This is a genomic window from Caballeronia sp. EK, assembly GCF_014384845.1.
Taxonomy (GTDB): Bacteria; Pseudomonadota; Gammaproteobacteria; order Burkholderiales; family Burkholderiaceae; genus Caballeronia; species Caballeronia jiangsuensis.
The window spans coordinates 178404-201276 of the sequence record NZ_JACSUE010000011.1; the positions used below are offsets into that span (position 1 = coordinate 178404).

Sequence of the window (22873 nt, forward strand, 5' to 3'; positions counted from 1 at the left end):
GAACCACGCCAACGAACAAAGGCCGCCCGAAGGCGGCCATGCATCCTACACACATCCTCGCGCCGCGGTATCAGCCGTACGCGCGCGCTTCCTCTTCTTCGTATTCGGGCGATGCACGCCGCGCGAGCGTTTCGACGAAATGCTTCGCGAGCGGCCACGGCCCGAATCCCGCCGATGTATTGATATGCCCCGCATCGCCGAGATTCACGAACGCGCTGTTCCAGCGCTGCGCGAGCGCACGCGCATCGTCGAGCGGCATCCACGGATCGGTCTCGCTGCCGACGACGAGCGACAGCGTATCGAGACGGCGAGCGGTGAACGCGCCCGCGAAACGGAACTTCGCCGGGCTCGCGGGCGCGACGAACAGCACGCCCTTCACGTTTGCGGCATGCGCCTGAAACGCACCCGCGTGCGACAGCGCGTGGGCCGTCGCGAGACATCCGAAGCTATGCGCCGCGATGACGACAGGACCGTCGATGCTCGCGAGCACGTCGCGAACGGCGTCGCTCCAGATGGCGAGATTCGGCGTGTTCCAGTCGCGCTGCTCGACGCGCCGCGCCCCGGGCGTCTCGCGCTCGAGCCAGCTCTGCCAGTGCGCATCCTCGCTGCCGTGCAATCCGGGCACGGTCACGAGCGTGACCGGCAAGCTCGACGTTCCTGCGTCCCGCGCGCTGCGCTCATTCATCTTCGGTCCTCGCTCGACTCGAACTAGTCAGGCTCCATTCTCTGGCAGCGCGCGGATGCGGCTAACCAATATTTCGTCATTTGTTTATGGCGATGCAGCCGGAACCCGCCGCTATAATCGCAACTCGCAGCAGCCGCCTCCTGCCCTTCCATCGCTCATGTCCACCCGTCGCCCGTCCATCTCGCCCGAATCGCACGTTCCGCTCTACACGCAGATCAAGGACGTGCTGCGCACCGGCATTCTCGATGGCCGATATCCGCCGATGAGCCGCATGCCCTCGGAAAGCGAGCTGATGACGATGTTCGACGTGAGCCGCATCACGATCCGTCAGGCGCTCGGGGATCTGCAAAAAGAAGGGCTGATCTTCAAGGTGCACGGCAAAGGCTCGTTCGTGTCGCAGCCGAAGACGTTCCAGAACGTGACGTCGTTGCAGGGCTTCGCGGAAGCGATGTCGGAGAGCGGACACGAGATCATCAACCGCGTCGTGCAACTGCGTTTCGTGCCCGCGCCCGCGGAGGTCGCGGCGCAACTCGGTCTCGCCGAAGGCAGCGGCGTCGCGGAGATTCATCGCGTGCGTCTGCTCAATCGCTCGCCCGTTTCGTACGAAGTGACGTTTCTGCCCGAAGCCCTCGGCAAACGCCTGAAACGCGCGGAACTCGCGACGCGCGATATCTTCCTGATGCTGGAGAACGACTGCGCCGTGCCGCTCGGTCACGCCGATCTCGCAATCGATGCGATCGCAGCCGCGCCGGATATCGCGGATGCGCTCGACGTGAAGAAAGGCGCGCCGCTTCTGCGTATCGAGCGCCTCACGCACGATGCCGACGGCAAGCCCATCGACTTCGAATACCTCTATTTCCGCGGCGACACGTTTCAATACCGGCTGCGCATCGATCGCGAACGGTCGGCCGCAAGCGCGCCGCGCGTTATTCGAAACAGGCAGAAGCAAAGCAAAAACAATTGATTCCCTCGCGCTTCGCGGGCTTCTAGAATCTGGTCCTAACTTGTCATAACAAGTAACGATTCCAGATCATGCAAACCCACGAACTCGAATACGACATCGTCGTCGTTGGCGGCGGCACAGCCGGCCCGATGGCCGCCATCAAGGCGAAGCAGCGCGACCCGAGCCTGCGCGTGCTGCTCATCGACAAGGCGCACGTGAAGCGCAGCGGCGCGATCTCGATGGGCATGGACGGTCTGAATAACGCCATCATTCCCGGCCACGCGACGCCCGAGCAGTACACGAAGGAAATCACCGTGGCGAACGACGGCATCGTCAATCAGGCCACGATCTACGCCTATGCGCGCCACAGCTTCACGACGATCGAGGAACTCGACCGCTGGGGCGTGAAGTTCGAAAAGGATCACACCGGCGACTATGCCGTGCGCAAGGTGCATCACATGGGCGCTTACGTGCTGCCGATGCCCGAAGGTCACGACGTCAAGAAGGTGCTCTACCGCCAGTTGAAACGTGCGCGTGTGGAGATCACGAATCGTATCGTGGCGACGCGCCTGCTGAACGGCCCGAACGGCGAGATCGCGGGCGTGATGGGCTTCGATTGCCGCAGCGCCGATTTCTACGTGATTCGCGCGAAAGCCGTGATTCTCTGCTGCGGCGCGGCCGGACGGCTCGGCTTGCCCGCATCGGGCTACCTGATGGGCACCTACGAGAACCCGACCAATGCCGGCGACGGCTACGCGATGGCGTATCACGCGGGCGCGGAACTCGCAAACCTCGAATGCTTCCAGATCAATCCGCTCATCAAGGATTACAACGGCCCGGCGTGCGCGTATGTGACCGGCCCGCTCGGCGGCTATACGGCGAATGGCAAGGGCGAGCGCTTCATCGAATGCGATTACTGGAGCGGGCAGATGATGTGGGAGTTCTATCAGGAACTCCAGAGCGGCAACGGGCCGGTGTTCCTGAAGCTCGATCATCTCGCGGAAGAAACGATTCAGACGATCGAGACGATCCTGCACACCAACGAGCGCCCGAGCCGCGGACGCTTTCACGCGCGACGCGGCAACGACTATCGCACGCGCATGATCGAGATGCATATCTCGGAGATCGGCCTTTGCAGCGGGCACAGCGCATCGGGCGTATGGGTCGACGAGCATGCGCGCACCTCCGTGCAAGGACTTTACGCCGCGGGCGACATGGCCGCCGTGCCGCACAACTACATGCTCGGCGCGTTCACCTACGGCTGGTTCGCGGGCGAAGACGCGGCCGCGCATGTCGCGGGCCGCGCATCGCCGGCGCTCGATGCATCGCAGATCGAGCGCGAACGCGATCGCATATTCGCGCCGCTGTCGCGCACGCATGGCCTGCCGCCATCGCAGGTCGAGTACAAGCTGCGCCGGTTCGTCAACGACTATCTGCAGCCGCCGAAGGTCACGCGGCGCATGGAAATCGGCCTGCAACGTTTCGCCGAAATTCGCGAGGACGTGGAGCAGCTCGCCGCCGCCGATCCGCATGAACTGATGCGCGCCGCCGAAGTCGCCGCGATTCTCGATTGCGCCGAAATGGCCGCGCGCGCATCGCTCTTTCGCACCGAGAGCCGCTGGGGTCTTTATCACCATCGCCTCGACTATCCCGAGCGCAACGATGCCGAATGGTTCTGCCACGCGCATCTGAAGAAGGATGCAACGGGACGCATGACGTCGTTCAAGAAACCCGTGGAACCGTATGTGGTTCCCGTCGACGAGTCCGAGCGCGGCGCGTATTCGCGTCTGCGTGTGGCTCGCACGTCGCAGCCGGTCGCTGCATAGGAGAGAAAGAAATGGCCCTCGTGCCCCGCGAAGCGCGTATGCGCTCGAGCCTTCCCGTGATGATCGACGAAGACAAGTGCATCGCCGACAAGGGCTGCACGGTCTGCATCGACGTCTGTCCGATGGACCTGCTCGCGATCGATCCCCAAACGGGCAAGGCATTCATGAAGTTCGACGAATGCTGGTACTGCATGCCCTGCGAGCGCGATTGTCCGACCAATGCCGTGCATGTCGACATTCCGTATCTTCTTCGATGACGAGAGTTGCCTCATGACGGTTACCAACACCCTCTTCGATCGCCTCGCGCATGACGACGCCGCCGTGCGCCGTCTCGCCGTGATCGAAGCCGCCGATCTCGAAGACGAAACGTGGCTGCCCTCTCTCGCCCATGTCTTGCGTCACGATGCGAATGCCGATGTGCGTCGCACGGCCGCGCAACGTCTCGGCGCGTGGGATACGAACGAAGCCGTCGATGCGCTGTGCGCCGCGCTCACCGATAGCGACGCGGGCACGCGCGAAGCCGCCGCCGAAAGCCTCACTGCGCTGAAAGATCCCGCTGTGGGCGAACGCCTGCTGCCGCATCTCGCCGATACCGATGCCGATGCGTTCAAGCGCGCGGCGCTGCTGCGCGCGCTGCGCGAATTGCGCTTGCCGGAGGCGGCCGCGCCTGCATTGAAGGCGTTATCGGATGCGTCGCCGCTCGTGAGGCGTGAAGCTGTCGGCGTTCTCGGATGGCTGCGTCATACGCATGCGCTGGAGCGATTGACGCAGCTCGCGCACAACGATACGTCCGCCGATGTGCGGCACGCCGCCGTCGGCGCGCTCGGGTTCGCCACGGACGATAGCGTGCTCGCTACGCTGACGCATGCGCTGTCGGATGAAGCATGGCGCGTGCGGGAAGAAGCCGCCGCGACGCTCGGCAAACTGCGTCTCGCCGCCGCCCGCGATGCGCTCGAACGCGCGCTCGCCGATGAATACTGGCAGGTCACGCTACAAGCCGCGCGCACGCTCGGACGTTTGCGCGATGTCGCAAGCACGCACGCGGTATCGGCGTTGCTGACTTTCCCGATCAGCAACGTGCGCAAGGAGGCCGCGCTCGCGCTCGGCGAACTCGGCGATGCGGATGCGCTCGCCGTCCTCGAAGCCGCGCTCGGTGACGGCGATCCGGAAGTGCGCAAGGCCGTGCGTATCGCGATTGCGCAGATCGGCGAGCGGATCGCCTCGCATCGCATCAGTGACTGATCATCCACGGACGCACGGCCCCGCATCAGGGTAAACATCCATCACAAAAGCATTTTCAAATCGTTGGTGTACGGAGTATATTTCTCATCACACACAGACGTGCTGAGGAATGGAGGAAGACACCATGCAATTTCATCTGAACGGTTTCCGCGTCGGCGATCCCACGATCGAACCGGCGGCCGAGGGCGCACCGCGCGTCGAGATGCCCGAGACAGTCGACGTGCTCATCGTCGGAAGCGGCCCCGCGGGACTCGTGCTGGCGGCGCAACTGTCGCAATTTCCGTCGATCAGAACGCGTATCGTCGAACGTCGCGGCGGTCCGTTGCTGATGGGACAGGCGGATGGCGTCGCGTGCCGCACCGTCGAGATGTTCAATGCATTCGGACTCAGCGATCGCCTTTTGCGCGAGGCCTATTGGGTCAACGAGACAGTCTTCTGGAGGCCCGACGCGCATGATCGCGATGCAATCAAGCGTACCGGTCGTGTTCAGGATACCGAAACAGGCATGTCCGAGTTTCCGCATGTGATCGTCAATCAGGCGCGCGTCCAGGACTATCTCCTCGATGTGATGCGTCGCTCGCCCGAGAGAATCGAGCCGGACTACGATCTCGAAGCCATCGACATTCAACGCGACGATGCCCACGAATTTCCGGTGCGCGTCACGTTGCGCCGCACCGATGCAGCGCGGCTCGGCGAGCAGGTGACGGTGCGTGCGCGTTATGTCGTCGGTTGCGATGGCGCCCGCAGCGCCGTGCGCACGGCCATCGGACAAACGCTGCGCGGCGATGCGGCCAACCATGCGTGGGGCGTCATGGATGCGCTCGCCGTCACCGACTTCCCGGACATCCGGCTGAAGGCGGCGATCCAGTCCGCGAGCAAGGGCAATCTGCTCATCATTCCGCGCGAGGGCGGCTATCTGGTTCGCTTCTATGTCGATCTCGGCGAGGTCACGCCGGAGAACCGTGACGGCATCAAGCAGATTTCCGTCGATCGCATCATCGAAACGGCGCAGCACATCCTGCATCCGTATTCGCTCGACGTGAAAGAAGTCGCGTGGTTCTCGGTCTACGAAGTGGGCCAGCGTCTGACCGACCGCTTCGACGATGCGCTCATGGCCGATGGAAGCTCTCGCGATCCGCGTGTGTTCATCGCCGGCGACGCCTGCCACACGCATAGCGCGAAAGCCGGCCAGGGCATGAACGTATCGATGCAGGACGGCTTCAATCTCGGCTGGAAACTCGGCGCGGTTTTGCAGGGGCGCAGCGACGCGGACCTGTTGCGCACGTATTCGGATGAACGTCAGCCCATCGCGAAAGCATTGATCGATTTCGACAAGGAATGGTCCGCGATGATGGCCGCGCCGCCGAAGGATCCGAATCGGCCGGAAGCGGGCGGCGTCGATCCTGCGGAGCTTCAGGCGTACTTCGTACGTGCGGGCCGATACACGGCTGGCCTCGCGACGCACTACCGGCCCGGCGTGCTGACGGGCGAAACGACGCATCAGACGCTCGCCGAAGGCTTCGTGATCGGGACGCGCTTTCACTCGTCGCCGGTGGTTCGTATCGCCGATGCAAAGCCCGCTCATCTCGGACACGCGGCCCGCGCCGATGGCCGCTGGCGTCTGTACGCGTTCTCGGATGCGAAAGGCACCGCGCTCGATGCGCTCTGCCAACATCTCGCCACGTCGCCCGATTCCGTCTTGCGGCGCGTCACGCCAGAGCATGCCGACATCGACAGCGTGCTCGATTTCCGCGCAGTGCTGCAGCAGCCTCATCGCGATGTGCGTGTCGAAGACCTGCCTGCGCTTCTGCTTCCGCGCAAGGGACGCTACGGTCTCATTGACTACGAGAAGGCATTTACGAACGACGCAGCGACTGATATCTTCGGCGAGCGCGCCGTCGATCGCGAACGGGGCGCACTCGTGGTGGTCCGTCCGGATCAATACGTCGCCCACGTTCTTCCGCTCGATGCCTACGAGGAACTGGCCGCGTTCTTCCGGCCGATATTCCGCACGCACTAACCCACTCCGACACTGCGAAATTGCCGATCAATAAAAACGAGCCCGAAGTGCGCCCGACATTCACGGGCAGCCTCGTGCGCCGCGCCCAGCAGCGCCACGTGGCGGTGTGGCTCAGCGAAGTCTCCGCCGAGATCACGAGCGTGCAGTACGCGGCGCTCGAAATCCTGCACAGGACGCCCGGCGTCAACCAGCGGCAACTCGGCGATGAACTCGACGTGGACCGTTCGACCATCGCCGATCTGGTCGCGCGGATGGTCCGCAACGGCCTCGTCGAGCGTTCCGACGATCCCGTCGACAAGCGCAGTTATGTGCTCTTTCTCACCGCGGCCGGCAAGAAGCAACTCGCCGCGTTGCGCCCGCGTGTCGAAGAGGTCGAGCGCATCCTCACAACGAGGTTGACCGCGCGGGAAAGCGCGGAGTTGCGGCGACTGCTCTCGGCCTTGCTGCCGCCGCACGAATAAGGCGGGCAGTTACTGCGGTCCGCGAGTCCGATTCGGTCTGCCGCCGGCGCCCGGACGCGTTGAATTGTCACGCGGGCCGGATTTGTCGTGAAAATTCGGCCGGCCGGCCGGACCGTGATCCTCGCAGATCGTCGAGATCGCGTGTTTGAAAAGCACCTGCGATCCACTGGTCGAGTTGAGGTAGACCATGTAGGTATCGAACGACTGAATATGGCCGGTCAGCTTGATTCCGTTGACCAGAAAGATCGCGACGCGTTTGCGCTCTTTCCTGAGTGCGTTCAGAAAATCGCCTTGAATACCGGGAAGACTATTGGACATTGATGATCCATGTTGAACCGTACAAGGACCGTTGGCCGACGTATTTCTCCGTCAGCGGAGCCTGCGTCCCTGTCCAGTATGTATTTGCTCGATGAGCCATTATCGCCTTTCCGGCGCGGCCGTCACCGAAAAAGAAAAGTCCCGTGGTGCAACGATGTGTTCAACCACGCGAACCACCGACCGCCTGGAAATTTTATTCTCACAATCAGCCATTTTATACGCACTTTTCCCTTAAGCCGCGGCGCTCCGGCGCCGGCCGCTCAGTTTGCGGCGGTCAGTTCATCCGCTCTGGATAAAAACATTTTCAGCACCGGCGATGCATTCGAACGGCTGTAGCCGAGCGCAAGATCGACGGTCGGCGCTTCGCCTTCCAGCGGCCGGCTCACTACCGACCACGGCAGCAGATTGTTCGCGTACTCGGGCATCAGCGAAACCCCGCGCGTCGACGCGACGAGCGACATGGCCATCGCGAGATTGTCGACGCCATGCTCAGGCTTCGGATCGATGCCGTTTTCCCGCAAATATTGCGCGACCACGTCGTGCAGGACACGCGCCTTGTTCGACGCCATGACGAAGGTCTCGCCCCGCAAATCCGATGGCCCTATGGCGCTTTTCGACGTCAGCCGGTGATCGCTCGGCATCAGCACGACGAGTTTCTCGCGATGGATCACGTGATATTCGAGGTCCAGCCCCGGCTCCCTGCGCACGAACGCAAGGTCGAGCTTGCCGCGCGCCACCGCGTCGGCGAGATCCGGCGAGTAGCCGCTCGATACCGTCACGTCGATGTTCGGCAACTCGTCGCGCAATACCTGCATCGCGCGAGGCAGCCACGTCATTTCCTGCCCGGTCAGAAAGCCGAGTGCGAACACCTGTTTGGCGGGGCTCGCTGCGCGGCGCGCCGCCTCGACGGCCGCGTCGACCTGGGCCAGCGCGAGCCGTGCATGGTCGAGAAACGCCTTGCCGGATGCCGTCAGCTCGACGCCGCGCGCACTGCGGCTGAATAGCTCCGCCCGCACTTCGTCCTCCAGATCGCGAATTTGCCGGCTGAGCGATGGCTGCGACGTGAACAACCGCTGCTCGGCGGCGACCGTGAGGCTGCCCGTTTCCGCGACGGCAACGAAATAACGCAGATGGCGCAGCTCCATCGTCCCTCCTGTTCTGTCCAATTCGCGGGCCATGCTTTCGAGGCATACCCGCCAGCCTACAAAGTCTTTTTTCTTTGCGCAAGCGAGGGCTAGATTGCTCATCAGCAGTCGCATTCGGCGCAGTCGATTTCAGCAAGGCGGTTCTTCAGCCATACGCCGAAGTTATCGCCCTCTATCCCTCATGCAAAGCAAGGAGTCTCGTCATGAATGACCTCAATGGAAAAACCGCGCTCGTCACGGGCGCATCCCGTGGCATCGGCCGCGCCATCGCGCTCGCGCTGGGCCGCGCCGGTGCACGCGTGCTCGTGCATTACAGCAGCAACGAGGAGGCCGCCGATGCGACCGTCGCTGAAATCATCGCCAGCGGCGGACACGCGCAGAAAGTCGCCGCCGATCTGCGCAGCGCCGACGGTCCGCATGCGCTCGCCAGCCAGGTGCGCGCTGTGGTCGGCGGACGGCTGGACGTGCTGGTCGCGAACGCGGGGATCGCGAAAGCCGCGAGCATCGAAGATACGACGGTCGAGGACTTCGACGCGCTCTTCGCCGTCAACGTGCGCGCGCCGTTCTTTCTCGTGCAGCAGCTTCTGCCGATGCTGACCGACGGCAGCAGCGTCGTGCTGCTTTCGTCGCTGGCGGCGCGCGCGTCGGTCGGCGAGCTGGCCGCGTACGCAGCGACGAAGGGCGCGGTCGATACGCTCGTGCGGCACTTCGCGTCCGCGCTCGGCGAGCGTGGCGTGCGGGTGAACGCCGTCGCGCCCGGCGTCGTCGCGACCGACATGTCGAGCTTCGCAAGCACCGACGAAGGCCGCGACTACACGCTGAGCCTTCAGGCGCTGAAGCGCATTGCGCAGCCTGAGGACATCGCCGGCGCGGTGAGCTTCCTCGCGTCCGACAAGGCGCGCTGGATCACAGGCGATACGCTGCGCGTCGACGGCGGATCGAAACTCTAAGTATTATTCGTACTCCGAATCAATTCAGGAGCATCACCATGCCCACCACAACCATCACGAACACGGCGCGAACCGTGAAGATTCCCGGACCCGATCATCCGATCACGATCGAGCGCAATCCTTCGCGCGTCGTGGTTACCATCGCGGGGCGCATCGTCGCCGATACGCGCGATGCGCTGACGCTGCGCGAAGCGCATTACCCACCTGTGTTCTACATCCCGAGAAAGGATGTCGATATGGCCCAGCTCGAACGCACCGACCACGCGACGTACTGCCCGTACAAGGGCGATGCCGCGTACTTTTCGATCGCCTCGGGAGGCGAGCGCGCCGTCAATGCGGTCTGGACTTACGAAGCGCCCTATCCCGCGGTCGAGCCGATCCGCGAGCATCTCGCGTTCTACACCGATCGCGTCGATTCGATCGAAGAACATGCATAAGGAACCGGCATGAACGACCAGAAAGTGGTACTCGTCACCGGCGCGCTGAGCGGCATCGGCCGCGCGAGCGCGCTCGCCTTCGCGCGCTCGAACGCCAACGTCGTGATTACAGGCCGGCGCGTGGACGAAGGTCACGCGCTCGCCGACACGCTGCGCTCGCTCGGCGCGCAAGCGGAGTTCATCGAGGCCGATGTGCGTATCGAAGAGGACGTGCAGGCGCTCGTCGAATATGCGGTCGCGCGCTTCGGAAGGCTCGATATCGCGGTGAACGCGGCGGGCATCGAAGGCGAGTCGATGCCCGTAGTCGAGCAGACGGCCGCGCGCTACGCAGCCGTGTTCGACACGAACGTGCTCGGCACCTTGCTCGCGATGAAGCATGAGTTGCGCGTGATGTCGGCGCAACGCGGCGGCAGCATCGTCAACGTGTCCTCGACGATGGGCGCGCGCGGCGCGGCGGGCGCATCGCTTTATGTCGCGAGCAAGCACGCAGTCGAAGGGCTGACGAAGTCCGGAGCGCTGGAAGCCGCTGCTTTCGGCGTGCGCGTCAACGCCGTCGCGCCCGGACCCGTGCAAACGCCGATGCTCGACCGGCTCACGCTGACACCGGAGCGCAAGGCCGCGTTTCTCGACACGGTGCCGCTCAGGCGCGCGGGCACCCCGGAGGAAATCGCCGATGCGATCGTGTATGTGGCGTCGGCCAGTTTCATGACGGGGGAAGTGCTGCGCGTGAACGGTGGCCGAACGGCGGCATGACGCGGCTTCTCAAGAAGACCAACTGGCGGAAGGCAGCCGGAGTCGAACCGACCAGAGAGTGTCTGACACCCCCTACCGGGTTTGAAGCCCGGCCGCACCACCGGATACGGATGCCTTCCCTGACCCACGGCGAGAATCCGTCCGGGCGTCCGATTATAACGGCGCGTCGTCACCCGCCGCTATCGTCGGGATGCGGATGCGCACGCGGCTGCCTCCGCCGCATCAATCGATAAATGCAATACAGCAACGCCGCCGCGACGAGCACATCCACGACCGTCGCGCCATGCGATTCGAGCGCGAGCACGGCGAGATGCAATTGATGCTCGAAAAGCGCGCCGCCCAGCAGCCAGAACGACGCCCACGCGACGATTCCCGCCGTATCCCAGAAGAAGAACGCGAGCACCGCGATCTGCGTCGTGCCCATCAGCGGCGGCGTGACGAGCCCGAGCCCAGGCACAAACTTCGATACCGCGACGATCGGCGCGCCGTGCCGTTCGAACAACTCGCCCGTCGTGCGCATGCCGCTATCGACCGCATACGATCGGCGTGACAGCGCCGCGACGAGCCGACGCCCGTAGATGCGCCCTGCCGAGAACCACACGCTGTCGCCGAGCAATGCGCCGCACAGCGCGGCGAACAGAACGTGCGCGAAGGACAATCGTCCGCTCGCCACGGCCGAGCCCGCGAACACGAGCAACGGCGCGGAGGGCAGCGGCACGCCAAGACGCGTCAAGAGGACATTCGCGAACACGGCCGCGCTGCCCCATTGCACGATCGCCGACGGCGGAATTTGGATCAATCGGCACCTCTCGATGGCCTGCGACGCATCAATCGAAACCTCATTCGGACCTCGACTCGACGAGCATCACCGGCACGCTTCCACATCCCGCACTACTCGCAATTTCGATGCCGCGCCAGGGCGATGCCTCGCCCTGATCGAAGGCCATCGGATCGACGCGCCGGTCCGGTCTCAGCACGTTGAACGGCCACGACGGACGCCGCAGGCGCTCGTGCACGACCGAACCGAGCCAGATCGGCGCAGGCGGCGCGCCCGTGCCCTGGCGCACTTCGTAATGCGTCGGCCAGAAGCGCAGCACGTCGCGCTCGTCCGCGCCACGAGACGAGCGCGCGAACACGAGCTTCGACGGCTCGCCGTTGTTCAGGCGCGGCAACGCGGGCAATTCGATCGCGGGCGCATTCGGCAACACCACCGACATCACGCTCTTCAAGCTTACATGCGATACCTCCGTCCAGCCGCGCGACATCAACTGCGCGCGAATCTGCTCGGGCGTCGCCGCCCATTGCACGGTGATCGGCTCGCGACGATCGCCCTCCATGTTCGCCCGATAGCACGAAAACGTGCGCCAGACCGTATCGGTCCACTGTATCGGCGTGATGACGACGGTCGAAGGCGCCGCGCTGTGCGCCTCCGTGTCGTCGCTCAATTGCAGCGCGACGCTCGCGCAGATCACGGCCAGCACGGCAATCGGCATCAGGGGCCGCGGTTTCGGCTTGCCGGGGTTGCGCCATACGGCCGTGAGCGCGATCAGAAAGACCCACGCGGCCGCGAGCGCCGCGCTGCCGAGCGCATCGGAGATCGTGAAGCGGCCGAAATACAGCCCCGCGAGGCCGACCGCCGTGACGATGGCCGATGTCGCCGTCGCGATGAATACGCCCGTCAGCAGGCCCACGCGCCGCAGCAGCAAGAACGCGAGAAAGCCGTAGATAACGACAGTCGCCGCCACATGGCTGCTCGGAAAGCTGTGCTCCGTCGGCGCGAAGGAGACCGGCACCGGTTCGTGCGCGGTGAAGCGGATCGCCGCGACGAGCAACTGCGAAAACGCCACCGCCACGACCCAGTATGCGACTGTGCGCCAGCGCCGCTCGAAGCTCATCCACACGATGACCATCGCGCCGAGCGCGAGCAGCGTTTGCGTGCTGCCGAGAGTCGCCGCGCCGTCGAGGATCGAATCGGCCCAGGTCGAGCGGAACGATTGCAGCAGCCGATAGATCGACACATCGACCTGCACGATCGATGCGCCGCGCGCGACATTCGCGAGCACCGAGAAAAAGAGGATCGCGGAGGCGAGCAGCAGCACCGAGATCGTCACGATGAGGCCGGTCGCCGGATTGCCCGGATCGAGCGCGCGCGACACGAGCCGCGCCGGCAGGCTGTCGCCCGTCTGCGCCCACGCGAGCAGCGCCTCGCGCGACGCGATGGTCCAGCGCATCGCGTGCGACACGATCAGCCGCGTGAGATTGAACACGATCCAGCAGAGCGCGGTGACGATGATGAGGATCACGACGAGCCGGATCGACACCGCGCCCGCCAATTCGATCGACGCGCCGAACACGACGCCCGGCAGGATATGCGTCGGCGCCCAGATGAGCGCGCTCAGAATGTTGACGGCGAGGAACCGCGCGGGCGTCATGCCCGCCACGCCCGCGACGACGGGCACGACGGCGCGCATCGGCGCGACGAAGCGCGCGAGCACGACGCTCTTCGCGCCGTGCGCATCGAAATATTTTTTGCCGGCGACGAGCGCGCCCGGATGCGCGCGAAACGGCCACATCTGCGCGATCCTGTCCGCATAGTGCTGGCCGAACCAGAAACTCGCGGCGTCGCCAGCGATGGCGCCCGCGATCGCGCAGACGAATACCCAGCCGAGATTCAGCGCGCCCGCGCCGACGAGCGCGCCGGCAATGAACATCGCGGTGCTGCCCGGCACGAAGGTGCCGATGAACGCGACCGATTCGAGAAACGACGCGAGGAGCACCACCGCGAGCGCCCACTCCGGGTGGCCCGACAAGAGGTGCAACAGCTTGAAGTAGGAATGCTCCATCGTGCTCGACAGGCGAAAGCGCTAACGCGCAATCGTCAGACGGACCCGTGCCAGCGGCTATCGCCGCGCAACAGGTGAAGGTCGCGGTGGAATCGAGTGTACCCAACCCGGTCGAAGAACTCCAAAATCTGTATCGCGCGTTTGCGGCCGAGCGCACTCGCATCGCGGAAAGCGGCCGCGCCGATCGCGCCGCCCTGCGTTTGCGCCTGCTGCGCGACGAGTTCCGCCAATGCGCCGATCGACGCGCGGCAGTAGAACAGATCGCGCACCACTTGATACACGTCGCCGCGCCGTGCGAGCTTTTTGAGGAGCCTGCGCATCTCGTCCTCGCCGATGCCGTGCGCGCGGGCGAGATCGCGCACCCACGGCGGCTCGAAGCGCCCTTCTTCGAGCGATGCGAGCACCGCGCGCGCCAGCGTTTCTTCCCGTTCGTCGAGCGTCACCGAGTGCGATGGCAGATGCAGCCACGGCCCGCTTCTCGCGATCGATCCGCTCGCCACCGCATTGTCGACGAGTGCGCGCCACAGCGCATCGGGCGCGAGCGGCGCGGCCATGCGGCGCAGGCGCGCGGTGTCGGGGCCCTGCTCATCGGGAAAGCGTTCGTGGAATGCGGCGAGCGCATCGATGAGACGTGTTGTCATGGCATCCCAATGACGCGCTGCAATGTAAAGCGTGTCGTCGTGCGTGGAAACGGCGCGCAGACCTTCCGGCGATATCGATCGCCCATGCAGATGCTCGATCAGCGAGCGCGGCAAGCCGTACGGCGCTTCTTCGAAGAGCGCATCGACGCGGCCCGTGTCCAGCATCGCGACGAGCGCATCGAGCCATGCGCGGCGTTGTGGCGTGCGGCGTTTGCGGGCGGGCGCGAACGGATCGAGCACGCGGCCGCCGCCGACCGTCCGGTTCGCCTGCGCATTGCGCACGATGAAGCGGTCGCCGGGCAGCGCGCAAACGGGTTGTTCGAAGACGAGCTGCGCGCGCGCGGTATGCCCCGATGCCAGCGTGTCGGCTTCGAGCAGCGCGACATGCGCGACGCGATGCGTCGTGCCGAGATGCACATGCAAGGGCGCCCAATGCGTGAGCGTGAGCTGCGCGTCCGCGAGCAAGGTCAGTTCGACATCGAGCCGTTCGGATGCACGCGCGAGCCGCGTATCGACGATCCAGTCGCCACGCGCGAGCGCATCCTTGTCGATGCCCGCGAGATTGAGCGCGCAGCGCTCGCCCGCTCCCCCCGTCTGCGCCGCGCGGTTCTGCGCATGAATGCTGCGCACGCGCACGGGCGCACCGGACGGTTCGCGCGGCGCGAGCGCCGGCATGTCGCCGACGTTCGCGCGGCCCGCGAAGACCGTGCCCGTCGCGATCGTGCCTTGTCCCGTCAACGTGAACACGCGATCGACCGCGAGCCGGAAAAAGCCGTCGTCGCGACGCGTGCGCCAGTGCGCGGCGGCATCGCGAAGATGCGCGTCCAGTACGGCGACGCCTGCATCGTCGGCGCTGGTTGCATCGGTGTCGAACAACGGTGCGCCGCGCAACGGGCCGTCCGCGAGCAGCGCTTCGATTTGCGCATGCACCTCGCGCACGCGCGATGCCTCCACGCGATCGCACTTGGTCACCGCGACCGCGCCGCGCGTCACGCCGAGCAGTTCGAGTATCGCGAGATGCTCGCGTGTTTGCGGCATCACGCCATCGTCGGCGGCGATCACGAGCAAGGCGAAGTCGATGCCGCACGCGCCCGCCGCCATCGTGTGCACGAGCTTCTCGTGTCCGGGCACGTCGATGAAGCCGAGCACGCCGCCGTCGTTCAAAGGCACGTACGCATAACCCAGTTCGATGGATATGCCGCGCGCCTTCTCTTCCTTCAGCCGATCGGTGTCCACGCCCGACAACGCGCGCACGAGCGTGGTCTTGCCATGGTCGATATGCCCCGCCGTGCCGACGATCATTCGCGTGCTTCCAGTTGCGCGACGAACGCGGCTTCATCGGCCTCTTCGAGACAGCGCAGATCGAGCCGCAATGCGCCGTCCGCGATGCGCCCGAGCACCGGCCGCGGCAAGTCGCGCAGCCGCTTCTCGATGCGGTTGAGCGCGCCGCCCGGACGCTTGCCGCTCGCGAGACGCACCGCGAGCCCGTAGCTCGGCAACACATCGACGGGCAACGCGCCGCTGCCGATCTGGCTGAACATCGGTTCGGCGCCGACCGTGAATTCGCCGCCGACAAAGGCCTGCAGCGCAGGCTCGATGCGCTCGGCCGCGAGCCTCATGGCATCGGCGGGACGCGTGAGAAGACGCAAGGTCGTGAGACGTTGGGACAGCGTTTCGGGCGCGCGATACAGGCGCAACACCGCTTCGAGCGCCGCGAGCGTCAGCTTGCCGACGCGCAATGCGCGCTTCAGCGGATGCTTCTTGATCTTCGCGATAAGCTCGCGCCGCCCGACGATCAGCCCCGCCTGCGGCCCGCCCAGCAGCTTGTCGCCGCTGAAGGTGACGAGATCCGCGCCCGCCGCGACGGTCTCGCGCACCGTCGCCTCGCGCGGCAAGCCCCATTGCGCGAGATCGACGAGCGTGCCGCTGCCGAGATCCATCGCGACGGGCAGCCCGCGCGCTTTCGCGAGCGGCGCGAGTTCCGCGAGCGTCACTTCCTTCGTGAAGCCGCTCACCGCGTAGTTGCTGCAATGGACCTTCATCAGCAGCGCGGTTTTCGCGTTGATCGCTTCGTCGTAGTCTTTCAGATGCGTGCGATTCGTCGTGCCGACCTCGCGCAGCTTCGCGCCCGCGCGGCTCATGATGTCGGGGATGCGAAACGCGCCGCCGATCTCGACGAGCTCGCCGCGCGACACGATCACTTCCTTGCGCGATGCGAGCGCGGACAGCGTGAGCAGCACGGCCGCCGCGTTGTTGTTCACGACCGTCGCGGCTTCGGCGCCCGTCAGCTCGCAGATCAGGCCGTTGATGAGATCGTCGCGATCGCCGCGCGCGCCCGTGTCGAGATCGAATTCGAGATTCGCGGGCCGCGTGAGAATCTCGGCCACCGCCCGCACCGCTTCGTCGGGCAGGAGCGCGCGGCCGAGATTCGTATGCAGCACCGTGCCCGTCAGATTGAAGACGCTGCGCACGCTGCTGCGCGCGCGCTTCGCGAGCCGCGCATCGACCGTGCGCGCGAGTTGCGCATCGCTCAGGGCATCGACGGATGCGCGGCCTGCCTGCGCATCGGCGCGCCATGCATCGAGCGTTTCGCGTAATGCGGCGAGCGTCTGCGTGCGCCCGTATGCGGCGATCACCGCCTCGAATTCCGCCGACGCCAGCACGCGCTCGACCGATGGCACGCGGGCCATCAATGCGCGCAGTTCGCCGCCCTCGCCGCCTTTGACGTCGCTCATCGATCGTCTTCCGAATGTTCGGGCCACAGCCACGGATGCGGCGACGCACGCCGATAGCCGGCTTCGCCCATCAACAGGTCGAGCGTGAGGCTCGCGAGATCGTCGGCATAAGGCTCGAAATCATAGGCCTTCTCCTGATAGCCGATCTTGCGATACGTGCCGCATTCGTCGCACGACTCCGCCTTGAGCGGCGCGCCTTTCGCCCTCGCGGATTTCTCGCTTTCGGGTTCGTCGCCGGTGCCCATCACGTGATAGGCGATGCCCTTGGTCGAATCGCAGTTCGTGCATTTGGCGCGGACCACGTGAAGCTCCGTCGCGCAGAGGCCGCATTGCGCGTAGCGATAGCCGTCGTACACACCGCCGACGCGCACGATGCTCGCCACCGGCACCGAACCGCAGACGGGACATACGCCGGGCGTGTCGAGATACGGCACGTCGCTCATGTCGATGCGGCTCGCGAGATCGGTCCACACGACTTGCAGCGCGGCCGCGATGAAGGGCGCCGCGGCCGGATCGATCTCGGCGAAGCGCAGCGCGAGGATCGCGTCGGCGTGGCTGTCGAGCGAGGCGGCGTCCAGCGCGCGCAGGCGGCCGACGAGTTGCGTGAGCGCGGGTGTCAGCGCGCCCGCGGCCTCGATGCTGTCGAGCAGCATGAAGAGCACGTCTCGCCACGCGGGATCGCGCGCATCGCTAAGCGCGGGGACGATCGGCATCGAATGACGCTGATTCAGTTCGATCGATGCGCGCGAGGGCATCGGCGCATTGAAGCTCGTTAGCACGCGCTGCTGGGCATCGGCGAGCGCGGCCATCAGGCGCAGATAACCGGCGATGGGATTGCTCGCGTCGGCGAGTTGCAGAAGACGCGCGGCGCGCGCGGCGAATATCGTTGCGCGCTCCGGCATGCGCAAGCGCGGAATCGCCGATGGATCGAGCGATTCGATTCGCGCGGCTTCGACTATGCGTTGGACCACGGAAGGTTTCCTCGCGGGGGGAGCGATCAACCAAGCATATCAGCTAAATCGATATGAAATGGACCGCACCCCGCACGTACTTACTTCCCGATCACATCCCTAAACCACCGCGGATGATGCTTCCTCGCCCATCCATACGTGACCGTGCCGCGCGTCATCGCGCCGATCGACCCTTTCACCCACAGCGCGGCGTAGATATGCACGATGATCGACACGATCAGCACGAACGCCGTCGCCGCATGCACGACCGACGCGATACGAATCACCGTGATCGGAAAATAGAACGCGAAGTACGCGCGCCATATCACGATCCCGCTCAGCAGCAGCAGCACGAGGCTCGCGACCATCACGAAGAACAGCAGCTTCTGTCCCGCGTTGTATTTGCCGATTTCCGGCAGACGATCCTCGCGATTGGTGAGCACGTCGTTCATCTGCTTCATCCACTGGATGTCGTTCCGGTCCAGATAGTTGTGATGCCAGAAGCGCAGCGCGAGAATCAGGAACGAGATGAACATCACGCAGCCGACGAACGGATGCAGAATGCGCGTCCACTGCCCGCCGCCGAAAATCGCATAGAGCCATGACATCGACGGATGGAACATCGCGAGCCCGGAAAGCGCGAGCAGCACGAACGTGATCGCGGTGATCCAGTGATTCGTGCGTTCGTTCGGCGTATAGCGCACGATCAGACGATGCCCCTTCACGTCACGCAGTTCGCTATCGTGTTTCATCTTCGCGCTCCTGTCCGCCTTCCCGCCGACGCCGCACCTCTTCCGCTTCGCGATGCGCTTCCAGTTCGTCATCCTCGCTGACTTCGTTCGGGCCGATGCGCGTGTAATGGAAGAAGCCCGCGAGCGCCGCCAGCGCGATGCCCGCCATCGCGAGCGGCTTCGTCACGCCCTTCCAGATCGACACGAGCGGGCTGATGTGCGGGTCCTTCGCGAGCCCGTGATACAGCTCGGGCTGATCGGCGTGATGGAGCACGTACATCACATGCGTGCCGCCCACGCCCGCCGGATCGTACAGTCCCGCGTTCGCGAAGCCGCGCTCCTTCAGGTCTTCGATACGCTCCGCCGCCTGCGCCTGCATGTCCACCTTGGTGCCGAACATGATCGCGCCGGTCGGGCACGTCTTCACGCATGCGGGCTCCTGTCCGACCGCGACGCGGTCCGAGCACAGCGTGCACTTGTACACGCGATGATCTTCCTTCGAGAGCCGCGGAATGTTGAACGGACAGCCGGTGATGCAATACCCGCAACCGATGCAGTTCTCCTCGTGAAAATCCACGATGCCGTTCGTGTACTGCACGATCGCGCCCGGCGATGGACACGCCTTCAGACACCCCGGGTCCTCGCAATGCATGCAGCCGTCCTTGCGGATCAGCCATTCGAGGTCGCCCTTCGGATTCTCGTATTCGGTGAAGCGCATCACCGTCCACGAATGCTCCGTGAGGTCGCGCGGGTTGTCGTACACGCCGGTCGTGTGACCGATGTCGTCGCGCAGGTCGTTCCACTCCATGCAGGCCGTCTGACACGCCTTGCAGCCGATGCACTTCGACACGTCGATGAGCTTCGCCACCGTCCCCGTGACCGGCTCGCGCACCTGCGTCTGCGGCACGGTCGTCGCCGAGAGTCGCTTGATATCGAGCGATTGCAGAGCCATCTCGTTCCCCCTTATGCCTTCTCGACCTTCACGAGAAACGACTTGAACTCGGGTGTCTGCGAGTTTCCGTCGCCCACGGAAGGCGTGAGAGTGTTGACGAGATAGCCCGGCTGCGCGAGGCCCTTGAAGCCCCAGTGCAACGGCAGGCCGACGGTGTGCACCTTCTTGCCCTCCACGGTCAGCGGCTTGATGCGCTTTGTGACGAGCGCCACCGCGACGATATGCCCGCGATTGCTCGACACCTTCACGCGATCCCCCGCGACGACGCCCACTTCCTTCGCATGCTCCTCGCCGATCTCCACGAACTGCTGCGGCTGCACGATCGCGTTCAGGCGCGCGTGCTTGGTCCAGTAGTGGAAGTGCTCGGTGAGCCGGTAGGTGGTCGCGGTGTCCGGGAACTTGTCGGCGGTGCCGAACGCGGCGCGATCGTCGGCGAATACGCGCGCGGCCGGATTGCTCGTCACGGCCTTGTTGTCCGGGAAGAACGGGTTGTAGCCGAGCGGCGTTTCGAACGGTTCGTAATGCGCGGGGAACGGCCCTTCGTTCATGCCGTCGCGCGCGAAGAAACGCGCGACGCCTTCCGGGTTCATGATGAACGGGCTCATGCCCTTGTCCGGCGGCTCGTCGACCTTGAAGTCGGGGATGTCCGGTCCCGTCCACGCGCGTCCGTTCCACGCGACGAGCTTTCTCGACGGATCGAACGGCTTGCCGTTCACATCGCACGATGCGCGGTTGTACAGCACGCGGCGGTTCGCCGGCCATGCCCACGCCCAGCCGAGCGTCTGGCCGATGCCCGTCGGGTCCGAGTTGTCGCGCCGGCCCATCTGGTTGCCCGCCTGGGTCCACGAGCCGCAGAAGATCCAGCAGCCGCTCGCGGTCGAGCCGTCGTCGCGCAGTTGCGCGAAGCTCGACAACTGCTCGCCGCGTTTCGCGAGCACTTTCGTCTGATCGGCGGGATCGGTGACGTCGGCGAGCGCGCGGCCGTTGAACTCCATCGCCATCTCTTCGGGCGTCGGGCTCTCCGGGTCCGCATACGGCCACGTCATCTTCAGGATCGGATCGGGATACTTGCCGCCTTTCTCCTGATAAGCCTTGCGCATGCGCAGCCACAGGCCCGACATGATCTCCAGGTCGCTCTTCGCCTCGCCGGGAGGCGTCGTGCCCTGCCAGTGCCATTGCAGCACACGCGACGAACTCACGAGCGAGCCGCGCTCTTCCGCGAAACAGCTCGTCGGCAGACGGAAGACTTCGGTCTGGATCTTCGACGCATCGACATCGTTGAATTCGCCGTGGTTCTTCCAGAACTCCGACGTTTCCGTCGCGAGCGGGTCCATGATGACGAGCCACTTCAGCTTCGACAGGCCCAGCCCGATCTTCGCCTTGTTCGGCGCCGCCGCGAGCGGATTGAAGCCCTGGCAGATATAGCCGTTCATCTTGCCCGCGGCCATCAGCTCGAAGACCTGCAGCATGTCGTAGGACTTGTCGAGCTTCGGCAGGTAGTCGAAGCCGAAGTTGTTTTCTGCCGTCGCGTTGTCGCCCCACCACGATTTCATGAAGCTCACGTGGAACGCGCGATAGTTTTTCCAGTAGCTCAGTTGATTCGGCCGCAGCGGCTGCGCCGCGCGCTTCTTGATGAACTCCTCGTAGTCCTGTTCGCCTTCCATTGGCAAGGTCATGTAGCCGGGCAGCAGGTTCGACATCAGGCCGAGGTCCGTCAAGCCCTGAATGTTCGAATGCCCGCGCAGCGCGTTCATGCCGCCGCCCGCGATGCCGATATTGCCGAGCAGAAGCTGCACCATCGCGCCCGTGCGGATCATCTGCGCGCCGACCGAGTGATGCGTCCAGCCGAGCGCATAGAGGATCGTGCCCGCGCGATTCGGCGCGGCGGTGGTCGCGAGCATCTCGCAGACCTTGAGGAACTTGTCGGTCGGCGTGCCGCAGACTTTCGTCACCATCTCGGGCGTGTAGGCGGCGTAGTGCTGCTTGAGCAGGTTGTAGACGCAGCGCGGATGCTGCAACGTCGGGTCGGTCTTGACGTAGCCGTCCTCGCCGCGCTCGTAGTCCCAGCTCGATTTGTCGTACTTGCGTTTTTCAGCGTCGTAGCCGGAGAACAGGCCGTCCTTGAACGCGAAGTCCTCGCGCACGATGAACGACATGTCCGTGTAATTCTTCACGTACTCGTGCTGGATCTTGTCGTTCGTGAGCAGATAGTTGATGACGCCGCCCAGGAACGCGATGTCCGTGCCGGTGCGGATCGGCGCGTAGAAATCCGCGACCGATGCCGTGCGCGTGAAGCGCGGATCCACGACGATGAGCCGCGCCCGCCGATGCGCCTTCGCCTCGGTCACCCACTTGAAGCCACACGGGTGCGCCTCGGCCGCATTGCCGCCCATCACGAGAATCAGGTCGGTGTTCTTGATGTCGACCCAATGGTTCGTCATCGCTCCACGGCCAAACGTCGGGGCAAGACCTGCCACCGTCGGGCCATGTCAGACACGCGCCTGATTATCGAATGCGAGCATCCCCCAGCTGCGCACGGTCTTGTGCGTCAGATAGCCGACCTCGTTGCTCGCAGCCGACGCCGCGAGAAAGCCCGAGGTCAGCCAGCGATTGACCTTCTTGCCGTCGGGCGTCGTCTCGACGAAGTTCGCATCGCGATCTTCCTTGAGCAGCACGGCGATGCGATCGAGCGCCTCTTCCCACGAGATGCGTTTCCACTCGTTCGACCCCGGCGCGCGATGCTCGGGATACGACAGCCGGCTCGGGCTATGAATGAAGTCGATGAGCGAGGCGCCTTTCGGGCAGAGCGTGCCGCGATTGACCGGATGATCCGGATCGCCTTCGATATGGATGATGCTGGCCTTTGCATTCTTGGCGTTGTCGCCGAGGCCGTACATCAGGATGCCGCACCCGACCGAGCAGTACGGGCAGGTATTGCGCGTTTCCGTGGTGCGCGACAGTTTGTACTGCCGGACTTCGGCAAGCGCGGGTGCCGGAGAGAAGCCCATTGCCACCAGGCTCGAACCGGCCAGCGTGCTCGCGGAGACCTTCAGGAACTGTCGCCGTGACATCTGGAGCATGATTGCCCTCGACGCGTCGTAAAGTGGGTTTCTAAAGTATATGGTGACCGATTACATCTCGCAGACGCGTTGACACGGTGTTTGCACCAATGCGCCCGTTCGCCGACACAAACTTCGCTCGTTTAGCAAATCGCAGGCCCGCCTGCGCATGTTCTGGAATG

20 protein-coding genes and 1 tRNA gene are annotated in these 22873 nt (G+C 64.7%); 9 read left to right on the top strand and 12 right to left on the bottom strand.

The genetic code is table 11. The features are described 5' to 3' along the window. Positions 1 to 70: 70 nt before the first annotated feature. Entirely contained in the window at positions 71 to 685 is a 615-nt protein-coding gene (locus IAG25_RS29670; RefSeq protein ID WP_187608012.1) for an RBBP9/YdeN family alpha/beta hydrolase, read from the bottom strand. Positions 686 to 842: 157 nt separating this feature from the next. On the opposite strand from IAG25_RS29670, the gene IAG25_RS29675 reads away from it, so the two are divergent. The 6 genes from IAG25_RS29675 to IAG25_RS29700 all read left to right on the top strand — a co-directional run bounded on the left by IAG25_RS29675 (position 843) and on the right by IAG25_RS29700 (position 7177). Next, entirely contained in the window at positions 843 to 1649 is an 807-nt protein-coding gene (locus IAG25_RS29675; protein ID WP_187608013.1) for a GntR family transcriptional regulator, read from the top strand. A gap of 68 nt (positions 1650 to 1717) precedes the next feature. Next, positions 1718 to 3454, top strand: a complete 1737-nt coding sequence (locus tag IAG25_RS29680) for a fumarate reductase/succinate dehydrogenase flavoprotein subunit (protein WP_187608014.1) — start codon at positions 1718 to 1720, stop codon at positions 3452 to 3454. Positions 3455 to 3465: 11 nt separating this feature from the next. Further along, the gene (locus IAG25_RS29685; RefSeq protein WP_187608015.1) at positions 3466 to 3711 is read left to right on the top strand and encodes a 4Fe-4S dicluster domain-containing protein; all 246 of its coding nucleotides are present in this window, start codon (positions 3466 to 3468) and stop codon (positions 3709 to 3711) included. 13 nt (positions 3712 to 3724) lie between these two features. Then, a complete protein-coding gene (locus IAG25_RS29690) occupies positions 3725 to 4696 on the top strand; it encodes a HEAT repeat domain-containing protein (RefSeq protein ID WP_187608016.1) in 972 nt (323 codons plus the stop codon). Positions 4697 to 4820: 124 nt separating this feature from the next. Continuing rightward, the gene (locus IAG25_RS29695) at positions 4821 to 6716 is read left to right on the top strand and encodes an FAD-binding monooxygenase (protein ID WP_187608017.1); all 1896 of its coding nucleotides are present in this window, start codon (positions 4821 to 4823) and stop codon (positions 6714 to 6716) included. A gap of 20 nt (positions 6717 to 6736) precedes the next feature. Continuing rightward, a complete protein-coding gene (locus IAG25_RS29700; RefSeq protein WP_051627103.1) occupies positions 6737 to 7177 on the top strand; it encodes a MarR family winged helix-turn-helix transcriptional regulator in 441 nt (146 codons plus the stop codon). 9 nt (positions 7178 to 7186) lie between these two features. Here IAG25_RS29700 and hfq read toward each other — a convergent pair whose 3' ends face one another. Both hfq and IAG25_RS29710 read right to left on the bottom strand, forming a co-directional pair. Next, positions 7187 to 7495, bottom strand: coding sequence for an RNA chaperone Hfq (hfq, locus tag IAG25_RS42285; protein WP_051627102.1), 309 nt, complete (start codon positions 7493 to 7495; stop codon positions 7187 to 7189). A 260-nt stretch (positions 7496 to 7755) separates the two neighbouring features. After that, positions 7756 to 8640, bottom strand: coding sequence for a LysR family transcriptional regulator (locus tag IAG25_RS29710; protein ID WP_187608018.1), 885 nt, complete (start codon positions 8638 to 8640; stop codon positions 7756 to 7758). 203 nt (positions 8641 to 8843) lie between these two features. Here IAG25_RS29710 and IAG25_RS29715 point away from each other — a divergent pair, with 203 nt between their 5' ends. From IAG25_RS29715 to IAG25_RS29725, 3 genes are read left to right on the top strand one after another with little or no spacing between them, the layout of a single operon-like run. After that, on the top strand, positions 8844 to 9590 hold the full coding sequence (locus tag IAG25_RS29715) for an SDR family NAD(P)-dependent oxidoreductase (protein WP_187608019.1): 747 nt from the start codon (positions 8844 to 8846) through the stop codon (positions 9588 to 9590). A gap of 38 nt (positions 9591 to 9628) precedes the next feature. Next, positions 9629 to 10027 (top strand): DUF427 domain-containing protein, encoded by a 399-nt coding sequence (locus tag IAG25_RS29720; RefSeq protein WP_187608020.1) that lies wholly within the window; start codon positions 9629 to 9631, stop codon positions 10025 to 10027. Between the two features lie 9 nt (positions 10028 to 10036). Continuing rightward, positions 10037 to 10780 carry an SDR family NAD(P)-dependent oxidoreductase gene (locus tag IAG25_RS29725; protein WP_187608021.1) on the top strand — a complete coding sequence of 248 codons (744 nt, stop codon included), beginning with the start codon at positions 10037 to 10039 and terminating at the stop codon, positions 10778 to 10780. A 23-nt stretch (positions 10781 to 10803) separates the two neighbouring features. Here IAG25_RS29725 and IAG25_RS29730 read toward each other — a convergent pair. The 9 genes from IAG25_RS29730 to fdnG form a co-directional block, all read right to left on the bottom strand. Next, positions 10804 to 10899 (bottom strand) — tRNA-Sec (locus tag IAG25_RS29730). 50 nt (positions 10900 to 10949) lie between these two features. Further along, positions 10950 to 11579, bottom strand: a complete 630-nt coding sequence (locus IAG25_RS29735; protein WP_035507231.1) for a DedA family protein — start codon at positions 11577 to 11579, stop codon at positions 10950 to 10952. Positions 11580 to 11619: 40 nt separating this feature from the next. Continuing rightward, a complete protein-coding gene (locus tag IAG25_RS29740; RefSeq protein ID WP_187608022.1) occupies positions 11620 to 13623 on the bottom strand; it encodes a VTT domain-containing protein in 2004 nt (667 codons plus the stop codon). A 35-nt stretch (positions 13624 to 13658) separates the two neighbouring features. Beyond that, entirely contained in the window at positions 13659 to 15566 is a 1908-nt protein-coding gene (gene selB / locus IAG25_RS29745) for a selenocysteine-specific translation elongation factor (RefSeq protein ID WP_187608023.1), read from the bottom strand. Continuing rightward, positions 15563 to 16999 (bottom strand): L-seryl-tRNA(Sec) selenium transferase, encoded by a 1437-nt coding sequence (selA, locus tag IAG25_RS29750; RefSeq protein ID WP_187608024.1) that lies wholly within the window; start codon positions 16997 to 16999, stop codon positions 15563 to 15565. The genes selB and selA overlap by 4 nt, the downstream gene beginning before the upstream one ends. Further along, positions 16996 to 17970, bottom strand: coding sequence for a formate dehydrogenase accessory protein FdhE (fdhE, locus tag IAG25_RS29755; protein ID WP_187608025.1), 975 nt, complete (start codon positions 17968 to 17970; stop codon positions 16996 to 16998). The genes selA and fdhE overlap by 4 nt, the downstream gene beginning before the upstream one ends. Positions 17971 to 18050: 80 nt before the next feature. Further along, complete coding sequence (locus tag IAG25_RS29760; protein WP_035509275.1) at positions 18051 to 18701, bottom strand: formate dehydrogenase subunit gamma; 651 nt, start codon at positions 18699 to 18701, stop codon at positions 18051 to 18053. Next, positions 18688 to 19632 carry a formate dehydrogenase subunit beta gene (fdxH, locus tag IAG25_RS29765; protein WP_035509277.1) on the bottom strand — a complete coding sequence of 315 codons (945 nt, stop codon included), beginning with the start codon at positions 19630 to 19632 and terminating at the stop codon, positions 18688 to 18690. The genes IAG25_RS29760 and fdxH overlap by 14 nt, the downstream gene beginning before the upstream one ends. 11 nt (positions 19633 to 19643) lie before the next feature. After that, positions 19644 to 22712, bottom strand: coding sequence for a formate dehydrogenase-N subunit alpha (gene fdnG, locus IAG25_RS29770; protein WP_187608026.1), 3069 nt, complete (start codon positions 22710 to 22712; stop codon positions 19644 to 19646). Between the last annotated feature and the right edge of the window lie 161 nt (positions 22713 to 22873).

What these genes read in the sequence shown, in the direction of transcription:
- IAG25_RS29715 (WP_187608019.1), top strand. Translation starts at nt 8,844, where the DNA reads ATGAATGACCTCAATGGAAAAACCGCGCTCGTCACGGGCGCATCCCGT.
- IAG25_RS29720 (WP_187608020.1), top strand. Translation starts at nt 9,629, where the DNA reads ATGCCCACCACAACCATCACGAACACGGCGCGAACCGTGAAGATTCCC.
- hfq (WP_051627102.1), bottom strand. Translation starts at nt 7,495, where the DNA reads ATGTCCAATAGTCTTCCCGGTATTCAAGGCGATTTTCTGAACGCACTC.
- IAG25_RS29685 (WP_187608015.1), top strand. Translation starts at nt 3,466, where the DNA reads ATGGCCCTCGTGCCCCGCGAAGCGCGTATGCGCTCGAGCCTTCCCGTG.
- IAG25_RS29740 (WP_187608022.1), bottom strand. Translation starts at nt 13,623, where the DNA reads ATGGAGCATTCCTACTTCAAGCTGTTGCACCTCTTGTCGGGCCACCCG.
- IAG25_RS29760 (WP_035509275.1), bottom strand. Translation starts at nt 18,701, where the DNA reads ATGAAACACGATAGCGAACTGCGTGACGTGAAGGGGCATCGTCTGATC.
- fdxH (WP_035509277.1), bottom strand. Translation starts at nt 19,632, where the DNA reads ATGGCTCTGCAATCGCTCGATATCAAGCGACTCTCGGCGACGACCGTG.
- IAG25_RS29680 (WP_187608014.1), top strand. Translation starts at nt 1,718, where the DNA reads ATGCAAACCCACGAACTCGAATACGACATCGTCGTCGTTGGCGGCGGC.
- IAG25_RS29675 (WP_187608013.1), top strand. Translation starts at nt 843, where the DNA reads ATGTCCACCCGTCGCCCGTCCATCTCGCCCGAATCGCACGTTCCGCTC.
- IAG25_RS29725 (WP_187608021.1), top strand. Translation starts at nt 10,037, where the DNA reads ATGAACGACCAGAAAGTGGTACTCGTCACCGGCGCGCTGAGCGGCATC.
- IAG25_RS29710 (WP_187608018.1), bottom strand. Translation starts at nt 8,640, where the DNA reads ATGGAGCTGCGCCATCTGCGTTATTTCGTTGCCGTCGCGGAAACGGGC.
- IAG25_RS29690 (WP_187608016.1), top strand. Translation starts at nt 3,725, where the DNA reads ATGACGGTTACCAACACCCTCTTCGATCGCCTCGCGCATGACGACGCC.
- selB (WP_187608023.1), bottom strand. Translation starts at nt 15,566, where the DNA reads ATGATCGTCGGCACGGCGGGGCATATCGACCATGGCAAGACCACGCTC.
- IAG25_RS29695 (WP_187608017.1), top strand. Translation starts at nt 4,821, where the DNA reads ATGCAATTTCATCTGAACGGTTTCCGCGTCGGCGATCCCACGATCGAA.
- selA (WP_187608024.1), bottom strand. Translation starts at nt 16,999, where the DNA reads ATGAGCGACGTCAAAGGCGGCGAGGGCGGCGAACTGCGCGCATTGATG.
- IAG25_RS29670 (WP_187608012.1), bottom strand. Translation starts at nt 685, where the DNA reads ATGAATGAGCGCAGCGCGCGGGACGCAGGAACGTCGAGCTTGCCGGTC.